The 21,458-nt window shown below is 71.2% G+C and carries 18 protein-coding genes; 14 read left to right on the plus strand and 4 right to left on the minus strand.

All coding sequences use genetic code 11. The features are described from left to right. The first annotated feature begins 238 nt into the window (after positions 1–238). A complete protein-coding gene (locus ACWCV3_RS22325; protein WP_451226864.1) occupies positions 239–1,666 on the plus strand; it encodes an alkaline phosphatase family protein in 1,428 nt (475 codons plus the stop codon). Between the two features lie 206 nt (positions 1,667–1,872). Here the strand turns inward: ACWCV3_RS22325 and ACWCV3_RS22330 are convergent, their stop codons facing one another. Continuing rightward, on the minus strand, positions 1,873–2,790 hold the full coding sequence (locus tag ACWCV3_RS22330) for an aminoglycoside phosphotransferase family protein (protein ID WP_451226867.1): 918 nt from the start codon (positions 2,788–2,790) through the stop codon (positions 1,873–1,875). Between the two features lie 77 nt (positions 2,791–2,867). Between ACWCV3_RS22330 and ACWCV3_RS22335 the strand changes: the two genes are divergently transcribed. From ACWCV3_RS22335 to ACWCV3_RS22345, 3 genes are all read left to right on the plus strand, one after another. Then, on the plus strand, positions 2,868–3,659 hold the full coding sequence (locus ACWCV3_RS22335; RefSeq protein WP_451226870.1) for a hypothetical protein: 792 nt from the start codon (positions 2,868–2,870) through the stop codon (positions 3,657–3,659). A 788-nt stretch (positions 3,660–4,447) separates the two neighbouring features. Then, positions 4,448–5,464: a glutathione S-transferase family protein gene (locus ACWCV3_RS22340; protein WP_451226873.1), complete on the plus strand. Its 1,017-nt coding sequence runs from the start codon at positions 4,448–4,450 to the stop codon at positions 5,462–5,464. A 28-nt stretch (positions 5,465–5,492) separates the two neighbouring features. Next, positions 5,493–5,798, plus strand: coding sequence for a DUF4235 domain-containing protein (locus ACWCV3_RS22345; protein WP_451227010.1), 306 nt, complete (start codon positions 5,493–5,495; stop codon positions 5,796–5,798). Between the two features lie 62 nt (positions 5,799–5,860). Here ACWCV3_RS22345 and ACWCV3_RS22350 read toward each other — a convergent pair whose 3' ends face one another. After that, positions 5,861–6,253, minus strand: coding sequence for a VOC family protein (locus ACWCV3_RS22350; protein ID WP_451226876.1), 393 nt, complete (start codon positions 6,251–6,253; stop codon positions 5,861–5,863). A 490-nt stretch (positions 6,254–6,743) separates the two neighbouring features. Here ACWCV3_RS22350 and ACWCV3_RS22355 point away from each other — a divergent pair, with 490 nt between their 5' ends. The 8 genes from ACWCV3_RS22355 (at position 6,744) to ACWCV3_RS22390 (ending at position 17,239) form a co-directional block, all read left to right on the plus strand. Then, positions 6,744–9,329, plus strand: coding sequence for a Pls/PosA family non-ribosomal peptide synthetase (locus ACWCV3_RS22355; RefSeq protein ID WP_451226879.1), 2,586 nt, complete (start codon positions 6,744–6,746; stop codon positions 9,327–9,329). Between the two features lie 11 nt (positions 9,330–9,340). Next, complete coding sequence (locus ACWCV3_RS22360) at positions 9,341–12,571, plus strand: non-ribosomal peptide synthetase (RefSeq protein WP_451226882.1); 3,231 nt, start codon at positions 9,341–9,343, stop codon at positions 12,569–12,571. 47 nt (positions 12,572–12,618) lie between these two features. Beyond that, positions 12,619–13,623, plus strand: coding sequence for a TauD/TfdA family dioxygenase (locus tag ACWCV3_RS22365; RefSeq protein WP_451226885.1), 1,005 nt, complete (start codon positions 12,619–12,621; stop codon positions 13,621–13,623). After that, positions 13,620–14,687 (plus strand): 2,3-diaminopropionate biosynthesis protein SbnB, encoded by a 1,068-nt coding sequence (gene sbnB / locus ACWCV3_RS22370; protein ID WP_451226888.1) that lies wholly within the window; start codon positions 13,620–13,622, stop codon positions 14,685–14,687. Before ACWCV3_RS22365 ends, sbnB begins: the two co-directional genes overlap by 4 nt. Before the next feature lie 35 nt (positions 14,688–14,722). Next, positions 14,723–15,748, plus strand: a complete 1,026-nt coding sequence (gene sbnA / locus ACWCV3_RS22375) for a 2,3-diaminopropionate biosynthesis protein SbnA (protein ID WP_451226891.1) — start codon at positions 14,723–14,725, stop codon at positions 15,746–15,748. A gap of 131 nt (positions 15,749–15,879) precedes the next feature. Further along, positions 15,880–16,296, plus strand: coding sequence for a phage holin family protein (locus ACWCV3_RS22380; RefSeq protein WP_451226894.1), 417 nt, complete (start codon positions 15,880–15,882; stop codon positions 16,294–16,296). Continuing rightward, positions 16,293–16,676, plus strand: a complete 384-nt coding sequence (locus ACWCV3_RS22385; protein ID WP_451226897.1) for a DUF3618 domain-containing protein — start codon at positions 16,293–16,295, stop codon at positions 16,674–16,676. Before ACWCV3_RS22380 ends, ACWCV3_RS22385 begins: the two co-directional genes overlap by 4 nt. Before the next feature lie 158 nt (positions 16,677–16,834). Then, the gene (locus ACWCV3_RS22390) at positions 16,835–17,239 is read left to right on the plus strand and encodes an ATP-binding protein (RefSeq protein ID WP_451226900.1); all 405 of its coding nucleotides are present in this window, start codon (positions 16,835–16,837) and stop codon (positions 17,237–17,239) included. A 48-nt stretch (positions 17,240–17,287) separates the two neighbouring features. On the opposite strand, the gene ACWCV3_RS22395 is transcribed toward ACWCV3_RS22390, so the two are convergent. After that, positions 17,288–17,587 (minus strand): hypothetical protein, encoded by a 300-nt coding sequence (locus tag ACWCV3_RS22395; protein ID WP_451226903.1) that lies wholly within the window; start codon positions 17,585–17,587, stop codon positions 17,288–17,290. A 397-nt stretch (positions 17,588–17,984) separates the two neighbouring features. Then, complete coding sequence (locus ACWCV3_RS22400) at positions 17,985–19,490, minus strand: MFS transporter (RefSeq protein WP_451227013.1); 1,506 nt, start codon at positions 19,488–19,490, stop codon at positions 17,985–17,987. A gap of 310 nt (positions 19,491–19,800) precedes the next feature. Between ACWCV3_RS22400 and mgrA the strand changes: the two genes are divergently transcribed. Next, the gene (mgrA, locus tag ACWCV3_RS22405) at positions 19,801–20,847 is read left to right on the plus strand and encodes an L-glyceraldehyde 3-phosphate reductase (RefSeq protein ID WP_451226906.1); all 1,047 of its coding nucleotides are present in this window, start codon (positions 19,801–19,803) and stop codon (positions 20,845–20,847) included. Positions 20,848–20,969: 122 nt separating this feature from the next. Next, positions 20,970–21,455 (plus strand): cation:proton antiporter regulatory subunit, encoded by a 486-nt coding sequence (locus ACWCV3_RS22410; RefSeq protein WP_451226909.1) that lies wholly within the window; start codon positions 20,970–20,972, stop codon positions 21,453–21,455. Positions 21,456–21,458: the final 3 nt, after the last annotated feature.

Consider the following 21,458-nt stretch of genomic DNA (forward strand, 5'->3'; position numbering starts at 1 on the left):
CGGTGGGGCCCTTCCCGTCCACGGGACCGCCTCTCTGAACGCCCGGCGACTCCCCTGCGAAGCCCAGGCGCTGAGGTTCATGGCCGGGTCAACCCGTTCCCGCGCGTTGGGCACATGTTCACCGCCGTCCACTGACGCGTCCCGTCATGATGGGCGGAGAGTGTTCGGCGGCACGGCTCACCGGCCGGGCCGACCGACACTCCGCCGGAGCGCCCACCGCGCTCAAGAAGGGACGACCATGGCCGAGTTGACCCGCCGTAGAGTCCTGGGGTCGGCCGCGGGCGCGCTGGGTGGCGCCGCGGCGTTATCCATGCTGCCGCCGAGCGTCCAGAAGGCCGTCGCCGCCGGGCCGCCCAGGGGCGGTTCGCTGCGCGACATCGAGCACGTGGTCCTGCTGATGCAGGAGAACCGGTCGTTCGACCACTACTTCGGCACCCTGTCCGGGGTACGGGGCTTCGCCGACCCGCACGCCCTCAGGCTGGACAACGGGCGCAGCGTGTTCTACCAGCCCGACGCGGTCAACCCCAAGGGCTACCTGCTGCCGTTCCACCTCGACACCCACTCCTCCAGCGCCCAGGCCATCCCGTCCACCAGCCATGCCTGGTCGGTGCAGCACCAGGCGTGGAACAACGGCAGGATGGACCAGTGGCTGCCCGCCCACCGCGCGGCCGACGGCGTCAACGGCACCTATGTGATGGGCTATTACACGCGCGAGGACATCCCGTTCCAGTTCGCGCTCGCCGAGACCTTCACCATCTGCGACAACTACTTCTGCTCGGTGTTCGGGCCTACCTGGCCCAACCGGCTGATGTGGATGACCGGTTCGATCGACCCGGGCGGCACGAAGGGCGGCCCGGTCCTCAGGAACTCGGCGCCCGAGCCGTACCGGTGGACCACCTACGCCGAGCGGCTCCAGGCGGCCGGGGTGAGCTGGAAGGTGTATCAGCAGGACGACGACTACGGCTGCAACATGCTGGAGCAGTTCGCCACGTTCAGGAACTCCGCCCCCGGCTCCGAGCTGTACGAGCGCGGGGTGCGTCCGCAGCCCGAGGGCACCTTCGAGGACGACGCCCGCAACGACCGTCTCCCGGCGGTGTCCTGGATCATGCCGACCAGCTTCCAGTCGGAGCACCCGGACTATCTCCCGGCGGCAGGCGCGGACTTCGTGGCCTCGAAGATCGAGGCGATCGCCTCCAACCCCAAGGTGTGGCGCAAGACCGCGTTCATCCTCAACTACGACGAGAACGACGGTCTGTTCGACCACGTTCCGCCGCCGGTTCCGCCCGCCGGGACGCCGGACGAGTTCGTCCAGGGGCTGCCCGTCGGGGGCGGCTTCCGGGTGCCGGCGATCGTGATCTCGCCCTGGACGGTGGGCGGTTGGGTGGCCACGGAAGCCTTCGACCACACCTCGTCCCTGCGGTTCCTGGAGCACTTCACCGGGGTGGAGGAGCCCAACATCAGCGACTGGCGCCGTTCCGCCTTCGGCGACCTCACCAGCGCCTTCCGCTTCCGTTCCGGCCGCCCGCGCCCGCCGCGTCTGCCCGACGACACGGCGGAGCAGCTCGAGAAGGCGAAGGAGGAGGTGGCCACGCTGCCGAAGCCGGCGCTGCCGGGCGCGGACCAGACCTTCCCGCGTCAGGAGCACGGCCGCCGGCCGCACGTGTGAGCCGCCGGGCCAGCAGCGTTCGCGGTCCCGGCCTTCAGGGGCTCTCGTCCGGATCATGCCGGGCTCGCCGGGCGCGACCCGGTGCGTCTCCGGCTCGCAACCGGCCGGCCGTTTCCCGCTCGGCGCCTCGCCGCCGCCCGCACAGGTGCCGACCAGGTCCACGTCCCCGGCCACACACCCCGCACGGGCCTGCGGCCACCGGCCGGTCAGGAGCGGGCCGACTCCGTGAGCCGCCGCAGGGACGCCTGAGCAGGCGGCCCCCAGGTCGGCTTGCCGCCCGGGCGGCCCTCGTCCCCTGCCTGGCCGATGCGGAGGCCGGCCAGGGCTCGCAGGATCGCCCAGCCGCGGGCGCGGCGGAGGGTGGCGGGGTCCGGGGCCGGGAGGTAACCCGAGTGGAAGCGGTCCTGGGCGCCGTCCGGGAGGAGGATCCAGGCGCAGGCGAGGTCGAAGGCGGGGTCACCGGCGAAGAGGTCGCCGAAGTCGATGACACCGGAGAAGGTGCCGTCGGCGGTGACGACGTTTGCGGGGTGCAGGTCGCCGTGGAGCCAGAGGCGGGGGCCGGTCCACGTGGGGGCGGCGATCGCGTCCTCCCAGACGGCGCGGACGGCGTCGGGGTCCCGGACGAGGCCCCGTTCGGCGGCCCAGCTGATCGAGACGGTGAAGGATTCGGCGAAGTCGGCCAGGCGGCCCCCTCTGTCCCGGCCCACCGGTGCCCCTTCCGGGGCGGGGCGGTGAAAGGCGGTCAGGAAGGCTGCGAGGGCGTCGGCGGCCTCCTCGGGGCGGGTCGCCGGGGCGCGGTCCGCCGGCTCACCCGGTACCCACGTGGTGACGAGCCAGGGCCTCGGGAAGCGGGCGGAGGGTTCGCCGAGGCGCTGCGGGACGGGGACCGGCAGGGGCAGGCCCTCGGCGAGGAGCGGCAGCCAGGTGTGCTCCTTGCGCAGCAACGTGTCCGCCGACTCGGTGGCCCAGGGCAGGCGGACGGCGAGGTCGTCGCCGAGCCGCCACACCTGGTTGTCCCATCCCAGCGCGCCGAGCTCCAGGGGGCGTTCCGCCAGGTCGGGATGCTGCTCGCGCAGCAGATCCCGGATCAGGTCCGCCGTGATGTCCGTCCCGGTGACTGTCATGGGCAGCCACGGTAGCGCTTAGCCCGGATGCCGGTCCGGGATGCGCGCCGCGGCGGTGGCGCCCCAGGATTCTGATCATGCGGAACTCCTCTGACACCCCGTCCTGTCCCCGGTACGTACGGCACGGTGGTGCCCGGCATGCCATATCCGCGGCAGCCCTCTGCGGCGTCCTGCTCGCGGCGACCGCGGCCTGCGGGGATCCGGGCACCAAAGCCCGCTCCGGCGGCGCGGCGGGCAACGGAAACCCGGCCGTGTCCGGCTCTCCCCGCCCGGCGAGCAGCGGTGGCGTCCCCGGTGTCGGGGAGCGGATGGGCAAGCAGATCCCGGACACCACCCGGCAACTGGTGGTCGTCTACGGCGACGACCGGGACTCGGACGAGGGCACGGCCGTGCTGTACGAGAAGCAGGGCGCCCGATGGAGGCAGTCCGCGAGCTGGCCCTCGCACAACGGCCGCCGGGGCTGGACGACGGACCATCAGCTCGACGACGAGCGCAGTCCCGTGGGCGTGTTCTCCCTCACCGACGCCGGAGGCACCCTGCGCAGCCCAGGCTCCAAGCTGCCGTACTGGTACGACGACCACGCCTACGCGGCGTCGGTGGCGGACCCGGACGACGAGGCGCACGCGCACGACTTCGACCACGTCATCGCCATCGACTACAACCGGCTGAAGGGCACACCGCCCTACGACTGGAGCCGGCCCGAGGGCGTGGAGAAGGGCGGCGGCATCTGGCTGCACCTGGACCACGGTGACGGGACGTCGGCCTGTGTGACCGTTCCTGAGGCCGGTGTCAAGGCGCTCCTGGGCACCCTCGACCCCGCAGACCATCCCATGGTGGTGATGGGCGACCGCGACCGCCTCAAGGGCTGAGCGGAACCCGTCCGTCACACGCGTGCCGGCCGTGGTGACTCGGCCAGTGCCGTGCGGAGGCTCCGCGCGGGAAGTCCCACGCCGTGTTTCCGGGGCTCCCGGAACCAGGCCCGCGCACGCGGACTCCGCCGCGACCGAAACACGTGTGTTCGATGTCGGACTCCCCTCGTGGGCGATCGACCGCCGTGCCGTCCTGCTGCTCGCGTGCCCGGGACGACCGGAGGGTCGGCCGCCGTCCTGCTCACCGCGACGGCCCGGGCCATGACCGCGCTGTTCGGCTCGGGCGCGACCGGAGACCGGCTGCGCGTGGCGCTCCCCGCGCTGGTCGTCGTCCGCGCGAGCGCCACGGCCCGGACCGCGTCGGCCGCGGCCGGTACGCCGAGCGCCGGACCACCCCCCGGCCGGCGACCGCCACGGCCATCACCCTGGTCGAGGTCGTCTGCCGGGTGGAGGCGGCCGCCACCGCCGTGGTCGCGGTGCGGACCACGCTCTCCGCGCTGTCCCAACCGGTCGTGGAGGGCACGGCCGTCTTCCACGCCAGCCTCCACTTCGGCGGCATGGACGTTCTTCGACCACGCGGCCGAGCGGGCTCCGAGGCGCGGCGGCGCGGTCCGAACTGTTCGCCGGCCTCCTGCGGCTGTCCCAGGACCGCGGAGCGCCCCGGCGCGGGTCCCCGGCCGGAAACGGGGAACGCGTGAGGCGGAACGGAACGGGCCCGTCGCGCCGGAGCGGGTGGCGGGACCAGCAGGCGACAGCGTGCGGCACGAGCCGCGCGGCGAGGAGACGGCATGAGTGGCGACGGCAACAGCGCATACGGCCACAAGAAGTTCAAGCGGTCCAGGAGCCACTTCACGGACCGGATCACCGCCGACGGGCGGGACGGCTGGCCGGTGGAGTCCGGTCGGTACCGTCTGGTGGTCTCGCGGGCGTGCCCGTGGGCGAGCCGGGCGGTGATCTCGCGCCGTCTGCTCGGGCTGGAGCGCGCGCTGCCCATGGCGGTCACCGACCCCGTTCAGGACGACCGGAGCTGGCGGTTCACCCTGGATCCCGGCGGACGCGACCCGGTGCTCGGCATCCGGTACCTGGCCGAGGCGTACGAGAAGCGGGAGCCGGGTGCGCCGGGCGGGGTGAGCGTGCCGGCCATCGTGGACGTGCCCAGCGGCAGCCTGGTGACCAACGACTTCCAGCAGCTCACCCTCGACCTGGCCACCGAGTGGACGGGCCTCCACCGCGAGGGTGCCCCGGATCTCTGCCCGGAGCACCTGCGGGACGAGATCGACGAGGTGATGGGGGAGGTCTACGAGGACGTCAACAACGGGGTGTACCGAGCCGGGTTCGCCTCCGGTCAGCAGGAGTACGAGGAGGCGTGCGCGGGCGTGTTCCGGCGGCTGGAGGCGCTGGCCGAGCGGCTGGCGGGGCAGCGCTATCTGGTCGGGGACACGATCACCGAGGCGGACATCCGGCTGTTCACCACGCTGGTCCGCTTCGACCCGGTCTACCACGGGCACTTCAAGTGCAACCTGTGGAAGCTGGCGGAGAACCCGGTGCTGTGGGCCTACGCGCGGGACCTGTTCCAGACGCCCGGGTTCGGGGACACGGTCGACTTCGACCACATCAAGCGGCACTACTACCAGGTCCACTCCGGCATCAACCCGACCGGGATCGTGCCGCTCGGCCCGGATCTCACCGGCTGGCTGAGCCCCCACCACCGCGAGGAGCTGGGCGGCCGGCCGTTCGGCGACGGCACCCCGCCGGGACCGGTGGCACCGCACGAGCGGGTGGGACCCCGAGGTCTGCCTGCATGAGGAGGGCGTGACGAGGAAGAAGCGTGACATGGCGAAGAACAAGACGAAGAACAAGCTCGCGCTCACCTACAAGCCGGTCGGCTTCGTGATGAGCTGGGCCGGCGGTGCGCTGGCCGGACTGGCCTTCCGCAAGGCGTGGATGGCCATACGGCACGAGGAGGACGCGCCCGACGCGCTGGACCGTGACCGCGGCTGGGGCGAGGTGCTGCTCGCGGCGGCCGTGCAGGGCGCGATCTTCGCCGTGGTGCGCAGTGCCGTGGACCGTACGGGGGCCAAGGCCATCGAGCGGTCGACGGGTGTGTGGCCGGTGGCCGACAAGGGCGGCCGGGACTGATCACACGTGGACGGGGGTGGCGGGCCGATGCGATGCCCGCCACCCCCGGTCCACGTCCGGGCTCAGCCCTGCTTGGGCGCGGTCGGCGGGGCGAGCCGCACCGTGAAGGAGTGGCCGGACGGGTCCGCGTAGCCGCGCTCCTCGTCCGGGCCCACCGCGTCCCGCGTCTCCAGAGGCCGGCCGCCCAGCGAGACGATGCGCCGCTCGGCCGCGTCCAGGTCGTCCACGATGAACTCGATGTGCGCCTGGAGCGAGTTCTCCGGGCGGGGCCAGCTCGGGGGCGTGGCGTTCACATCGCGGCGGAAGGCGATGCGGAAGCCGTCCGCACCCCGGATCTGCACCAGGTTGGCGGAGGCGACGGTGTGTTCGCCGTCCAGGAACTCCTCGTAGAACGCGGCCAGTTTCTCCGGCTCGGCACAGTCGAGCACCACCACGCCCGCTTTCACCAGCGTCATGCTTCCTCCCAGAAAGTCGCCTCCCCCTGCGACTGTCCCCGCCCACCGGATTCAGTCGGTGTTCTTCGGGCGGTCCGGTCCCGGACGCTCAGTCCGCGGGATCGGCGAGGAAATTGCGGGACGGGCAGAAGTTGGTGACACCGGTGACCGCCCGTGAGCAGTCGGGGATGCGGCTGTGAAGCGGCGGCGGGTCCCCGACGGACATGCGCTCCGGTGGCAGGCGGAGTCCGGCCCGTCCAGCATCCGCCACCCGTGGGAGGTACGCCACCGGCACCGGCGCCGAAACGGTCCGCCAAACAGGTGATCCCAAATGGGCCGGCCATGTGCGGACACCCAGAGAACACGGGCCTGCCGGGGCATTTCCGGTCCCTGGGGTGATCGATTCGAAGTGGCAGCCTCACCGCGCCGGACCGAAACTGATCCAGCAGTTCGTGATCAGAGAAGAGCACGTGGCCGAGTAAGCGATCGAAACGTTCTCGCAGGAGATCACATGGTGGAACAGTCCTCGGACGTCCATATAGAGGGAACGGACGACAGAGCCCTGGTGGGGCTGCCCGACGGCGGTCCGGCGCCGAGCGGGACCGAGACGCGGCTGGCGGATGCGCTGGCCGACGTCATGGGTCTGGACGACGTTCCGGCCGATGCGCACTTCTTCGAGGATCTCGGCGCCAATTCACTGGTCATGGCGCAGTTCTGCGCCCGGGTCCGGAAGCGGGAGGACCTTCCCTCCCCGTCCATGAAGGACATCTACCGCCACCCCACCATCCACGCCCTGGCCGAGGCTCTCACCGAGTCGGCCCCGGCTACCGCCGGCGTCCTCTCCCCCGCCGTTTCGGCGCTGCCCCCCGAGTCTGTCCGGAGGGCGAGCGGGCTCTCCCACACCCTCTGCGGCGCGGCCCAACTGCTGATCTTCCTGGGATACTCACTGGTCGCCGGTTTCGCCACCGCGAGCGGTTACGAATGGGTCGCCACCGGTTCGGGCGTGGCGGACGTGTACCTGCGGTCCCTCGTCTTCGGCGGTGTCGGTTTCGTGGCCCTGTGCGCGTTTCCGGTCGTCGCCAAGTGGGTGCTCGTCGGGCGCTGGAAACACGGCGAGTTCCCGCTCTGGGGCGTCGCCTACCTGCGCTTCTGGGTCGTCAAGGCACTTCTCCACGCCAATCCGATGATCCTCTTCATCGGGAACCCGCTGTACGTGTTCTATCTGCGGGCCCTGGGTGCCCGGATCGGCAGGGGCGTGACGATCCTCTCCCACTCGGTGCCGGTCTGCACGGACCTGCTGACGATCGGCTCCGGCACGGTCATCCGCAAGGACTCGTTCTTCCTCGGCTACCGGGCGCACGCCGGGTACATCCAGACGGGCGGCATCAGCATCGGCCGGGACGTGTACATCGGGGAGAAGACCGTCCTGGACATCGACACCTCGATGGGTGACGGCGCCCAGCTCGGACACTCCTCGTCGCTGCACCGGGGCCAGTCGGTCCCGGCCGGCGAGCACCGGCACGGCTCCCCCGCGCAGCCGACCGACGTCGACTACCTGCGGGTCGCCCCCGCCCGGTGCGGCACGGGCCGCCGGGCCTGGTTCGGACTCGCCGCGCTGCTCCAGCTGTTCCTGCTGTACATCCCGCTCGGGGTGGGCGGCCTGTACATCCTGTTCAACGCGGTACCGGCGGTCCGCCGGCGGCTCGATCCCAGGACGGCGCTTCCCCTGGGCGAGCTGGTCACCGACGCCGCGGTCGTCTCCCTGGCGCTGTTCGCCGGCTTCGTGGTCCTGGGCCTCGTCCTGCTGTGCACCCTGCCCCGCCTGCTGCATCTGGTGGTGCCGCCGGACCGGGTGTTCCCGCTCTACGGGTTCCGGTACGCGGTGCACCGGGCGACCGCGCGGATGACGAACGTCAAGTTCTTCGCCTGGCTGTTCGGCGACAGCTCGTACATCGTGCACTACCTGCGCGGCATCGGCTACGACCTCTCGCACGTGGAGCAGACCGGGTCGAACTTCGGCACCGAGCTGCAGCACGAGAACCCGCTGCTGGTCACTGTGGGCAGCGGCACGATGGTGGCCGACGGGCTCTCCGTGATCAACGCGGACTACTCGGCCACCTCCTTCCGGGTGTCGCGGACGACGATCGGGGCGCACAACTTCCTCGGCAACAACATCGCCTATCCGATCGGCGGCCGCACCGGCGAGAACTGCCTGCTGGCGACGAAGGTGATGGTGCCGCTCGACGGGGAGGTCCGCGAAGGGGTCGGGCTGCTCGGTTCGCCGTGCTTCGAGATCCCGCGATCGGTGGAGCGCGACAGCCGGTTCGACAAGTTCCGGTCCGGTGACGCGCTGCGCCGGAGCCTGGCCCTGAAGAACCGCTACAACGTGCGCTCGATGGCCTTCATGCTGCTCGTCCGGTGGCTGCACGTCTTCGGGCTCACCCTGCTGGGCCTGGCCACGGTGGAGCTGTACGGCGTGCTGGGTCACGTGGTGATCGCCACCTATCTGGCGCTGACGCTCGTCCTGTCCACGCTCTACTACGTGCTGCTGGAACGCTGCCTCACCCGTTTCCGCCGGCTCCGGCCCATGCTGTGCTCGATCTACGACCCGGCCTTCTGGGCGCAGGAGCGCCTGTGGAAGGTGCCGGACCGGCATCTGAACATCTACAACGGCACCCCCTTCAAGTCCCTCGTCTGGCGCCTCACGGGGGTCCGCGTCGGCCGCAGGGTGTTCGACGACGGCTGCTACATGACGGATCGCACGCTGGCCGTCATCGGCGACGACTGCACTCTGAACGCCGGCAGCAAGGTCCAGTGCCACTCGCAGGAGGACGGCACGTTCAAGTCCGACGTCAGCACGCTGGGTGCGGGCTGCACCCTGGGCGTCGGCTCGCACGTGCACTACGGCGTGACCATGGGCGACGGCGCGCGGCTGGCTCCAGACTCCTTCCTCATGAAGGGCGAGGAGGTCCCCGCTCACGCGCGCTGGGGCGGCAACCCCGCGGTGGAGATGCGGGAGGCAGCGGTACAGCCCGCCGGCACCGGCCGCAGCACCCCACCGTCCGTAGACAGCGCCGCCACGGCGTCCGTGAACTGAGGGAGCATCCGATGGGAACGCGTGTGCAGGCGGACCGGGAGTTCTGGAGCGGCGTGCTGACCGCCGGCGGCTTCAGCGCGGTACCGCGCTGGGCCGAGGTGCCGGTGGCCGGTACGGCCGGACACGACGTGCCGTTGCCCGGTTCCCTGGGCGACCTGGCGCGCCGGCTCGACGTGCCCGTGGGCGCACTGCTGCTGGCGGCCCACGCCAAGGTGCTCTCCGCCCTGACCGGCGAGCAGGACGTGGTGACCGGCTACGCTCCCGGCCCCGGCGGCGAGCCACTGCCGTGCCGCCTCACCGTGTCCCCCGGCACCTGGCGCGCCCTCACCACGTCGGCCCGGAACGCGGAGTCGGAGATGCTGGCGCACCGGCGCTTCGCCGTGGCGGACCTGCGCCGGGAACTGGACCTCACGGAACCGGCGTTCGAGGTGACGTGCGGCCCCGTGGACATCGCCCTGTCCGGCGACCGTGTCCTGCACGTGCGCTGGTCCGAGGCCGAGGGCCGCCTGGCCCTGCGGTACCGCACGGATGTCCTGGACGCACGGAGCGCCGAGCGGATCGCCGGGTACCACCTGAGGGCGCTGGAGCTGATGGCGGCCGACCCGGACGCCGAGCACACGCGGCAAAGCCTGCTGTCGGCCGGGGAACGGCACGAGCAGTTGGCGGGGCTGGCCGGTCCCGAGCGGGAGCTGCCGGACGCACGGGCGCACGAACTGTTCGAGCGCCGCGTACAGCGGCACCCGGACGCCGTGGCGGCGGTGCACGCCGGGGCGCGGTGGACGTACGGCGAGCTGAACCGCCGGGCCAACCGGCTGGCGCGGGCGCTGATGGCGCGCGGGCTGGGCCGCGAGGACGTGGTCGCCGTGGTCACCGAGCGGAACCTCGACTGGCTGGCCGCGACGCTGGCCGTGTTCAAGGCGGGCGGCGCCTACCTCCCGGTCGAGCCGCACTTCCCGCCCGGCCGCATCGCGGCGACCCTGTCGCGTGCCGGGTGCCGGCTGGTGCTGACGGAGTCGGGCAGCACGCGCACCCTCGACGAAGCGCTGGCCGACGTGCCCGGCGCCGAGCGGCTGCTCGTCGCCGACGCGTACGCGGAGGGGCACGCCGAGGACGACCTCGGTGTGGTGGTGGACCCCGGTCAACTGGCCTACATCTACTTCACCTCCGGTTCCACGGGCGAGCCGAAGGGCGCGATGTGCGAGCACGCGGGGATGCTCAACCATCTCTTCGCCAAGATCGACGACCTGGGGGTCGGCGAGGGCGGGGTGGTGGCGCAGACGGCTCCGCAGTGCTTCGACATCTCGCTGTGGCAGCTCGTCTCGGCGCTGCTGGTGGGCGGGCGGACGCTGCTGGTGGAGCAGGACGTGCTCATGGACGTGGAGCGGTTCGCCGACACGCTGGTGGAGAACCGGGTGGGGGTGACCCAGCTCGTGCCCTCCTATCTGGAGGTCCTGGTCTCCTACCTGGAGCAGCACCCGCGCGGCTTCCCCGACCTGCGTGTCGTGTCGGTGACGGGTGAGGCGCTCAAACCGGAGCTGGTGCAGCGCTGGTTCGCCGTCCAGCCGGGCGTCAAGCTGGTCAACGCCTATGGTCTGACCGAGACGTCCGACGACACCAACCACGAGATCATCGACGGGCCCTGCGACCGTGTCCTGCTGGGGCGCGCGGTGAACAACGTCCGCGTCCTGGTCGTCGACGAGCGGCTGGAGCTGGTGCCGCTGGGCGCGCCGGGGCTCATCGCCTTCTCCGGCGTGTGCGTGGGCCGAGGCTACGTGAACGATCCCGAGCGCACCCGCGAGGCCTACCGCGAGGACCCGTACCGGCCGGGCGAGCGGTTGTACCTGGGCGGTGACTGGGGGCGCTGGCATCCGGGTGGCAAGCTGGAGTTTCTGGGGCGCCGGGACAACCAGGTCAAGATCCGGGGCTTCCGCATCGAGATCGGCGAGATCGAGAACACGCTGCTGCGGGTTCCGGGGGTGCGGGACGGCGCGGTGGTCGTGTCCGAACGGGCCGGGCAGGGAAAGCAGTTGGTCGCCTTCTACGCGGGGCGCGAGCTGTCCGTGGACGAGCTGCGGGACGCGCTGGGCGCGGGGCTGCCCCCCTACATGGTCCCCGCGGCCTTCCACTGGCGGCAGGCCCTCCCGCTGACGGCCAACGGAAAGATCGACCGCAAGGCGCTCACCGAGCTGGCCGGGCAGAGTACGCCGGCCGGCCACGACGACGCCGGGGACCGGCAGCCGCGTACCCCGGCCGAGCGTACGCTGGCCGCCGCCTGGGCGGAGTTGCTCGGCGTCGCCGAGGAACGGATCGGCCGTACGGACCACTTCTTCGACTCCGGGGGCACCTCCCTGACGGCGGTGAAGCTGACGATCGCGCTGGAGCGCGCGGTGTCGCTGAAGGACATCACCCGCAACCCGGTCCTCGCCGACCTGGCCGCCCTGCTGGACGGCGCGGCCGGGCACGACGGTGACCTGCTCCAGCCGCTGACGGACTCCGACGGGACGCCGGAGTGCGCGCTGGTCTGCTTCCCCTACGCGGGCGGCAACGCGGTCAACTTCCAGCCGGTGGCCAGCGCGCTGGCGGGCGGCGGGATGCCGGTGCTCGCGGTGGAACTGCCGGGGCACGACCTGGCGGGACGGCAGGAGCCGTTCGGGTCGGTGGCGGAGGTGGCGGAGCGGGTCGCGGCGGAGATCACCGCGCGCGGTCTGACCAGGGTCATGCTGTGGGGTCACTCGTCCGGCGCCGCTGCGGCGGTGGAGACGGCGCGCCGGCTCCAGGGGCTCGGGGTGGAGGTGGCGCGGCTGTTCCTGGGCGCGCAACTGCTGGGTACGGCCGCCGAGCGGCACGCCGCCGCGGAGGCGCTGTCGGTACGCAGTGACGCGGAGATCGCCGCGCGGCTGGCCGAGGAAGGTGGTTATGTCGAGCTGGCGGAACTGACCGCCCGGCACGCCGAACGCGTCGGCGCCGCCTACCGCCACGACTGCCTCTCCGCGCACCGGTACTTCTCCGATGTCCTGGAGAACCCACCGGCGGTGCGGCTCTCGGCGCCGGTGTCGGTGGTGGTGGCCGCCGACGACCCGTACACGGCCGGGTACACCGGCGCCCACCGGGACTGGCTGCTGCTGGCCGACCGCGTCGACCTGCACGAAATCCCAGACGGGGGCCACTACTTCCCACGCCTTCGTCCCACCGAGACGGCGAAGGCCGTACTGGCCGCCGTGGAGCCGGTGGGCTCCTCCTGACCTTCCTCCCTTCAGCCCAATGGCGGGCGACCGAAAGGAAATCCGACATGTCGACCTCTTCCCTGGCAGCTTCGCTCGACGTGGAGCTGCGGCCGGGCAGACCGCCGGTGACCCGTATCGACTCGCCGCCGGACGTACCGGGCTGGGCGGCGCAGTACCGCGACGTGCTGCGCGCCCGGGTCGCCGAGCACGGGTCGCTGCTGGTGCGGGGGCTGGGGCTGCGGGACCCGGAGCAGGTCGGTGCCGTGTTCGCCCGGCTGACCGGCGGCCTGATGACGGAGCGGGAGTCCTTCGCACCGCGCGGGACCTTCGGCTCCGGGCTGTACGCGTCCACGGCCTGGCCGGCCAATCAGCCGATGTGCATGCACCACGAGCTGAGCTACACCCGGGAGCCTCCCGGTCTGATGCTGTTCGCGTGCCTGACGGCGCCCGAGGACGGCGGGGCGACGGCGGTGGCGGACGCGGCGGAGGTGCTGGGGGAACTGCCGGCCGAGGTGCGGACGCGCTTCGAGCGGGAGGGCTGGCTGCTGACCCGGTCCTACAACGACGAGATCGGGGCGTCCCTGGAGGAGTCGTTCGGGACCGCCGACCGGGCCGGGGTGGAGGGCTACTGCCGGGCGCACGGCATCGACGTCGCCTGGCAGCCGGACGGTTCCCTGCGGACCACCCAGCGGCGTGCGGCCGTGGTGCGGCATCCGGTCACGGGCGAGGCGTGCTGGTTCAACCAGATCGCGTTCCTCAACGAGTGGACGCTCGCCCCGGAGGTCCGCGAGTACCTGGTGGACGTCTACGGCGCGGACGGCCTGCCGTTCAACACCCGTTACGGGGACGGCACGCCGATCGGCGAGGACGTGGTCGAACTGCTCAACGCGACGTACGAGAAGCACACCCGGCGCGAGCCGTGGCAGGCCGGCGACCTGCTCCTCGTCGACAACGTCCGCACCGCGCACAGCAGGGAGCCCTTCACCGGGGACAGGCAGGTGCTGGTCGGGATGGCCGACCCGCGCCGACTGGACGCCGGTGCCACGAACCGGGAGGCGAGCGAGCGATGACCGATCTGTTGCCCACCGTCGTACAGCCGGCCCACCCAGGCACGGCCTCGCCGACGTTCGCGGTGATCTCAGGTGAGCAGGTGCAGAAGGCGCTCACCGGACGCGAGCGGGAGATCACGGACCTGGTCGAGGCGACCTACCGGTTGCACGGAGCCGGGGACTCGGTGAACCCGCCGTCCTACTTCCTGCGGTTCCCCGACCGGCCCAGCTCGCGGATCATCGCGCTGCCGGCCTCGGTCGGCGGCTCCGTGGGCGTGGACGGGATGAAGTGGATCTCCAGCTTCCCGGACAACGTCCGGTCGGGGCTCCCCCGCGCCTCGGCGGTGCTGATCCTCAACGACCCCACCACGGGTTACCCGTTCGCCTGCCTGGAGAGCTCCATCATCAGCGCGACCCGGACGGCCGCGTCCGCCGCGCTGGCCGCCGACTGGTTCAGCCGCGACCGGCCGCGCCCGACCCGTGTCGGGTTCTTCGGCACCGGGCTGATCGCCCGCTACATCCACACCTTCCTCGCGGGCACCGGCTGGGAGTTCGAGGCGGTCGGGGTGCACGACCTGGCCGCCGACAGCGCCGCCGGGTTCTGCGACTACCTGCGGCAGGGCGGGACCGGCGCCGAGGTCACCGTCCACGACAGCGCGGCGGACCTGATCCGGTCCAGCGACCTGGTGGTCTTCGCCACCGTCGCCGGAGAGCCGCACGTCACCGACGCCTCGCTGTTCGCCCACAACCCCCTGGTCCTGCACGTCTCGTTGCGGGACCTCGCGCCCGAAGTGCTGCTGGCCTCGGCGAACTTCGTCGACGACGTCGAGCACTGCCTGAAGGCGGACACCTCTCCGCACCTGGTCGAACAGCGCACAGGGAACCGGGACTTCCTCAACGGCACGCTGAACGACGTGATGCTCGGCCGGGCCGCGCCGCCGCCCGACCGGCCGATCGTCTTCTCGCCCTTCGGGCTCGGCGTCCTCGACCTCGCCGTCGGCAAGTACGTCTACGACGAGACGGCCGCCGCGGGAAACCTCGGTCTCATCGACAACTTCTTCCACGACCTGCGCCGGTACGGCTGAGAGCACTGCCCTTCCCCGGTACCAGGAGGCCCATCGTGCCCGTCATATCCGCTCCCCATGACTTCAACGAAGGCCATCTCTTCGTCGACCTCGAGTCGACCCTCGGATGTCCCCTCTACCTGAAGTGCGAGGGTTTCAACTTCGCCGGCTCCATCAAGCTGAAGGCCGCGAACGAGATGGTGGAGGGCGCCGAGAGGGAGGGCATCCTCAAGCCGGACTCCGTCATCGTCGAGTCCTCCTCCGGCAACCTCGGCGTGGCGCTCAGCATGATCGCCGCGAGCAAGGGCTACCGGTTCCTGTGCGTGACCGACTCGCGCTGCAACCTGTCGACCCGGCTGATGATGGAGTCCCTCGGCAGCAAGGTGCACATCGTCGCCGACCTGGACGAGAACGGCGGGTTCCTCGGCACGCGGATCGAGTACGTCCGCTCGCTGTGCGCCTCCGACGACCGGTACGTGTGGCTCAGCCAGTACACCAACCCCGGCAACTGGCAGGCGCACTTCCGCACGACCGCACCGCAGATCGCTCGTCAGTTCCCGGGTCTGGACGTGCTGTTCGTCGGTACGGGTACCGCCGGGACGCTGATGGGGTGCGCGAGGTACTTCCGGCAGTGGCACCGCCCGGTGCGCATCGTCGCCGTGGACAGCGTGGGCTCGGTCGCGTTCGGCGGGGAACCAGGTCGCCGTATGATCCCCGGCCTCGGGATGAGCATGCGGCCGCCGCTGCTGGACGAGTCCTACGTCGACGAGGTGATCCGGGTGGAGGAGGCGGACACCATCCGGGCCTGCCACCGGATGGCCCGGCGCGGCTTCCTCTTCGGCGGATCCACCGGCACGGTGGTCAGCGGCGCGGCGCACTGGCTGGCCCGCCACGACACCCGTGACCTGACGGCGGTGGCCATCGCGCCGGACCTCGGCGAGCGGTATCTCGACACCGTGTACCAGACCAACTGGCTGCAGGATCTCTTCGGTGACGAGATCCTCGACCCGAGCCGATCCGCCACCCCCTTCGAGACGGACGCGCCGCTTGCCCGCGAGGCGGACAGCTGGCCACAGCCGTAGCGCGTTCCCCCGCCTGTCCCGTCCATCTCGGTGCCGCCCGTGTGAGGGCCCTGTGCAACAGGGCCCTCACAGGCGTCTTGCGGCGTAACCGGGGCACCCGGATTGCCGGAGACGCAGGAGGGGTGATGGTCATGTTCGAACCCGACCGTGAACGAGCGATGGCCCGTGAGGAGCCGGTCGGCGAATTGGTGCAGCGCGCCTCGCAGCAGCTCACCGAACTGGTGCGTGGCGAACTCCGCCTCGCGCAGGCGGAGATGAAGGAGAAGGGCAAGCGCTACGGCAAGGGCGGCGGGTTCTTCGGGGGCGCCGGCCTGGTCGGCTTCCTGACGCTCCAGGCGCTGGTGGCCACGGCGATCGCCGGCCTCGCCGTACCACTTCCGGTGTGGGCCGCGGCCCTGATCGTCACCGGCGTTCTCGGCGTGGTCACCGCGGTGCTCGCCCTGACCGGCAAGAAGGAGTTCGGCATGGCCGCCCCGCCCGCTCCGGAGCAGACCATCGACAGCGTGAAGGCCGATGTGGCCGAGATCAAGGAGAGTGCGAAGCGATGACACAGCAGCCGTTCGAGGAGTCCTCCTCCGCGAGCCCCCAGGAGCTTCGGGAGCAGGTCGAGCGGACCCGCCATGAGCTCGGGGAGACCGTGGAAGCACTCACCGACAAGGCCGACGTCAAGGCCCGTGCCCAGGAGAAGGCGGCCGCGCTGAAGGTGCAGACCACCGAGACCGCGCAGAAGCTGGCGGAGAAGGTGCCGGACCCCGTCAAGGGGAAGGCCGCCGCCGCGGCGACCCAGGTGAAGGCCAAGGCCGGCCAGGCCGAGCAGCTCTGGCAGGAGCGGGCGCCCGAGCAGGTCCGCGACAAGCGCAAGCTGCTGGTCGCCGGTGCGGTCGCGGTGGTCGCGCTGACCCTGCTGAGCCGCCGCAAGCGCCGCTAGGGTCCTTCGTCCGGCTCCCGCGAGCCCGGCATGATCCAACCTACCGGAGGGGCCCTGGACGAGCGGAGGTTCGCTCGACCGGGGCCCGTTCCGTGGTCTGGGCGGGTGCGGGGGCGATCGTGGGGAAGGCGGTTGTCATGAGCGTGGATGAATCTTCCTTGAGCGAGTCCTCCCTTCGCGCCGTGGGGTGGGCGCGGTCGCTGCCCGTCAGCAGTGGGGTGAAGGTGGCGCGGGACTGGACGCGCGGCCATCTGGAGAGCCTGGGCTGGGCGCGGAGCGCCCCGGACACGGTGGACGCGGTGCTGCTGACCGTGTCCGAGCTGGTCACCAACGCCCATGTGCACGCCCAGGCCACCGCGCAGCTCGTGCTGACCTGGGACAGCGAGTGCCTGCACGTCACCGTGCACGACGCCTCGCCGAAGCTTCCGGAGCAGCGCAGGCCGACCACCGGGGCGACCGGCGGCCGGGGCATGCTGCTGGTGGACGCGCTGGCCGACAGCTGGCGCGCCTACCCGTGCCCGCGCGGCAAGGAGGTCACCGCCTGCTTCCGGCCCGTGAGCTAGAGGGTGCCGTTCAGGAGCGGGCGAAGTCCTTCAGCCGAACCAGCAGGCTCACAGCCGCGCCGCGCACCTGATCAGGACGATCCGGGACGGCTCGATCCAGCGGGGCGAGCCGGCTGAACGCCCGCCCGGACCGGGGCAGACGAGCCTCGCGGCCTCGGCGCTCGACGGTTCCGGTTTCCCGTCGGTCCCGCACTGCACCAGGTCGCCGTACATGTGGGGCGCCCAGGTGACCACGGTGTCGCGTATCGGCGTCGAGTCCGCCGGAGTGCGGTGGTACACGAAGGACGCTTCGTGGGTGGTAACGCCGACGGCGTGGAACAGAACACCTGACGACTTCGTGAACGACACCTGCTGCACCTGTCCCCGCCGAGGGTGAAGTCCGTTCCCGTGTCGGCCAGTTCGATACCGGTCTTCTTCTCCAGCACCTCAACGGCGGCACGTGGGGCCGGCGCCCTCTCGCCCCGTACCGGTGTCACGCCCGTAGTCGCAGCCCTTGCCGCTGCCGTCCTGGACGCACACCTTCGAGACGGTACCTGTGCGCTCGCTCCACGCACATCCGTCCCCGCTGACCACCAGGGACACACGGCTGCTCCCCGCCTCGGGCCGAGGCGGGGAGCAGCCGTGTGGGCGGGAATCAGGACACCGTGCGCGTGAAGCCGTATGGCGCCGTGTGGGAGTTGGCCGCCCGCACGCCAGGACCCCCGTCGCCACAGGGTCGACGGGGGTCCCCCGGATCCCGGGCGGATCAGCTCCGGTCAGCCGCCGGGCGGTCCTTCGCCAGGGCGTACAGCTCCTTCGACGTCGTGATCAGCTCTCGGCGTTCCTCGTTGGAGCCGACCATGGGCTGGGAGCCGCGCAGGGGGACCTGGGCGCTCTCGGGGAGGAACTTGACCGTGACCAGGCCGATGAGGCCGGCCAGCATCAGGTAGTACGCGGGCATCAGTTCGTCACCGGTGGCGTTCACCAGCGCGGCGGTGACCAGCGGGGTCGTACCGCCGAAGGCGGCGACGGAGAAGTTGAAGCCGATGCCCATCGCCGCGTAGCGGACGGCCGTCGGGAAGAGGGCCGGCAGCGTGGCCGCGCTCGGTGCGGCGAAGCAGGCCAGCAGGGTGGAGAGGATCAGCACGCCGAGGATCGGCGCCCAGGCGCCCTCCATCCTGATCAGCAGGAAGGCCGGGATCGCCAGGACGATCATGGCGGCGGCGGCCCAGCCGTACAGCGGGCGCCTGCCGATCCGGTCGCTCAGCCGGCCGAGGAACGTGATCAGGATGACGATCCACACCATGCCGATGAGCACCAGCACATCGGCCGAACTGCTGGACCGTCCGAGGGTCTCGGTCTGGTACGTCGGCAGGTAGCCGGTGACCATGTAGTTGGTGACGTTGTACAGCAGCACCAGGCCCATGCAGATGAGCAGCGCCGCCCAGTGCCTCTTGATGATGTCCTTGAACTCGCTGCCCGCCGACTCCTGGGCGAGGCTCTTCTCGTGTTCGTCGAGCTGCTGCTGGAACGCCGGGGACTCCTCCAGCTTCATCCGCATGTAGAGGCCGATCACGCCGAGCGGACCGGCGATCAGGAACGGGATGCGCCAGCCCCAGGAGAGCATCTCGGCGTCCGACAGCAGCAGGTTCAGCACGGTGACCAGGGCGGAGCCGAGGGCGTAGCCGACGAAGGTGCCGAAGTCGAGCCAGCTCGAGAGGAAGCCGCGCCGCCGGTCGGGTGAGTACTCCGCGACGAAGGTGGTCGCGCCGCCGTACTCACCGCCGGTGGAGAAGCCCTGCACCATGCGGGCGATCAGCAGCAGGACGGGGGCCGCGATGCCGATGGTGGAGTAGCCGGGGATCACACCGATGGCGAAGGTGCCGACGGCCATCATGATCATGGTGGTGGCCAGAACCTTCTGCCGGCCGAGCCGGTCGCCGAGCGGTCCGAAGACCAGGCCGCCGAGGGGGCGGACCACGAAGGCGGCGGCGAAGGTGGCGAAGGAGGAGATCACCTGGGCACCTGGAGAGGCGCCAGGGAAGAACACCTTGCCGAGCGTGGCGGCGAGGTAGCTGTAGACCCCGAAGTCGAACCACTCCATGCAGTTGCCGAGCGCCGAGGCGCCGACGGCTCGCTTGAGGAGGGGAGGTTCGACGACCTGGACGTCGTCCTTGCGGAAGGCGCCGCGATTGCGGCGCAGTCTGCTGGTCAGCTCCTCACGGACCTGATGAGGGAGGTCCGTCACCGCCTGGGAGGTCTTCCTCTTTATGCCTGAGGGCCGCTCTCCGTCGGACAGGGCATCGCTCACTGCCGCTCCTTTCGCCGTCGGTGTCACCGGGACGCGCTGTCTCCGGCCGCACCGGGCACAGCCCCGCGTCTCATCCTGCTGCCCTGGGCAGCACGCGTCACACCAGCCACGTACACATGGGCGAACGCCGAGGTCAGCGGCGGGGTGATTAAGAAACAAGGCAGCTCAATCCCATGACGTGCGACGGTTGGACTTCGCGCTGCCGAGGGCGCAGGGTGGATCAGCCCCGCTTCCCGGGGGCACCCCTACGGCATCACCCGGAGACCACCCGATGAACCATGTCGCGGACCCCGCTCGCTACGACGGCACCATGCGCTACCGGCGCACCGGCCGCTCGGGGCTCGATCTGCCCCTGCTGTCGCTGGGCTACTGGCACAACTTCGGTGACGACCGGCCCTTCGAGACCCAGCGCGAGATCGCACTGCGCGCCTTCGACCTGGGAATCACCCATCACGACCTGGCGAACAACTACGGCCCGCCCTACGGCTCGGCGGAGATCAACTTCGGCCGGCTGATGAAGCAGGACCTCGCGCCCTACCGGGACGAGCTGGTGGTCTCCACCAAGGCGGGCTGGGACATGTGGCCGGGCCCCTACGGTCAGGGCGGCGGCTCGCGCAAGTACGTGCTGGCCTCCCTGGACCAGTCGCTGAAGCGTATGGGCCTGGACTACGTGGACATCTTCTACTCCCACCGGCTGGACGCCAGCACGCCGCTGGAGGAGACGATGGGCGCGCTCGACACCGCCGTCCGCCAGGGCAAGGCGCTGTACGTCGGCATCTCCTCCTACGACGCCGAGCGCACCCGGCAGGCCGCTGCGATCCTGCGCGAACTGGGCACGCCGATGCTGATCCACCAGCCGTCGTACAGCATGCTCAACCGCTGGATCGAGACCGAGGGTCTGCTCGACGTGGCCGAGGAGGAGGGCTTCGGTGTCATCGGCTTCACGGCGCTGGCCCAGGGGCTGCTGACCGGCCGCTACCTGGACGGTGTGCCGGAGGACTCGCGGGCGGCGGCGGGCAAGTCCTTCGACCAGTCCTGGCTGACGGAGGACATGCGCGGCCGGCTGCGCGCCCTCAACGACATCGCAGCCCGGCGCGGCCAGTCCCTGGCCCAGATGGCGCTGGCCTGGGCGCTGCGCGACGAGCGGGTGACCTCGCTGGTGATCGGCGCCTCGCGCACCGAGCAGCTGGAGCAGAACGTGGCGGCGCTCGAGAACTTGGAGTTCAGCGCCGAGGAGCTGGCCGAGATCGACAAGTACGCCACCGACGGCGGGGTCGACCTGTGGGCCGACGCCCGGCAGGGCAACCTCGGCGGCTGATGCCGCGCGAAGCGTGACGTGACCCCTCTGACAGACCGCCTACCGTGTGGCCGTGCACCGTCAAGCTAAGGTGTAGGCAATGGTTGCACAAAGAAACAGTCAAAATCGTCAGGGGGGTTGCGATGGGTACCGCACGCACGAGTAGGACGCCGTTGCCGGGGATCGGTGTCCGGTACGACCTCACCACCCGCGAGCACCGCCGGCTGTCGGTGGTGGCCCACCGGGACGGGGCGCGGACGCTGAGCGCCTACCGCGAGGACGACCCCGACGCGTGCGCGCTGTCGCTGCAGTTGAGCGGCGGGGAGGCGGAGGCCGTCGCCAAGACGCTGATGCCGTCGCACCAGAGCCCCAGCCTGCTCTCCACGACCGAGCTGGGCCTGGTGGCCGAGCGCATCTCGCTGTCCTCCGTCTCGCACTGGAACGGGCGGCTGCTCGGGGAGACACGGATGCGCACCGAGACCGGCGTGTCGATCGTGGCCGTCTTGCGCCGCGCCGACGCCATCCCCTCCCCCGGTCCGAGCTTCCGGCTCGCGGGCGGTGACACGCTCATCGTGATCGGCACCCGCGAGGGCGCCGACGCGGCCGCCGAGATCCTCGGCAGGGAGTGATCC

It is taken from the genome of Streptomyces sp. NPDC001781, assembly GCF_053596035.1.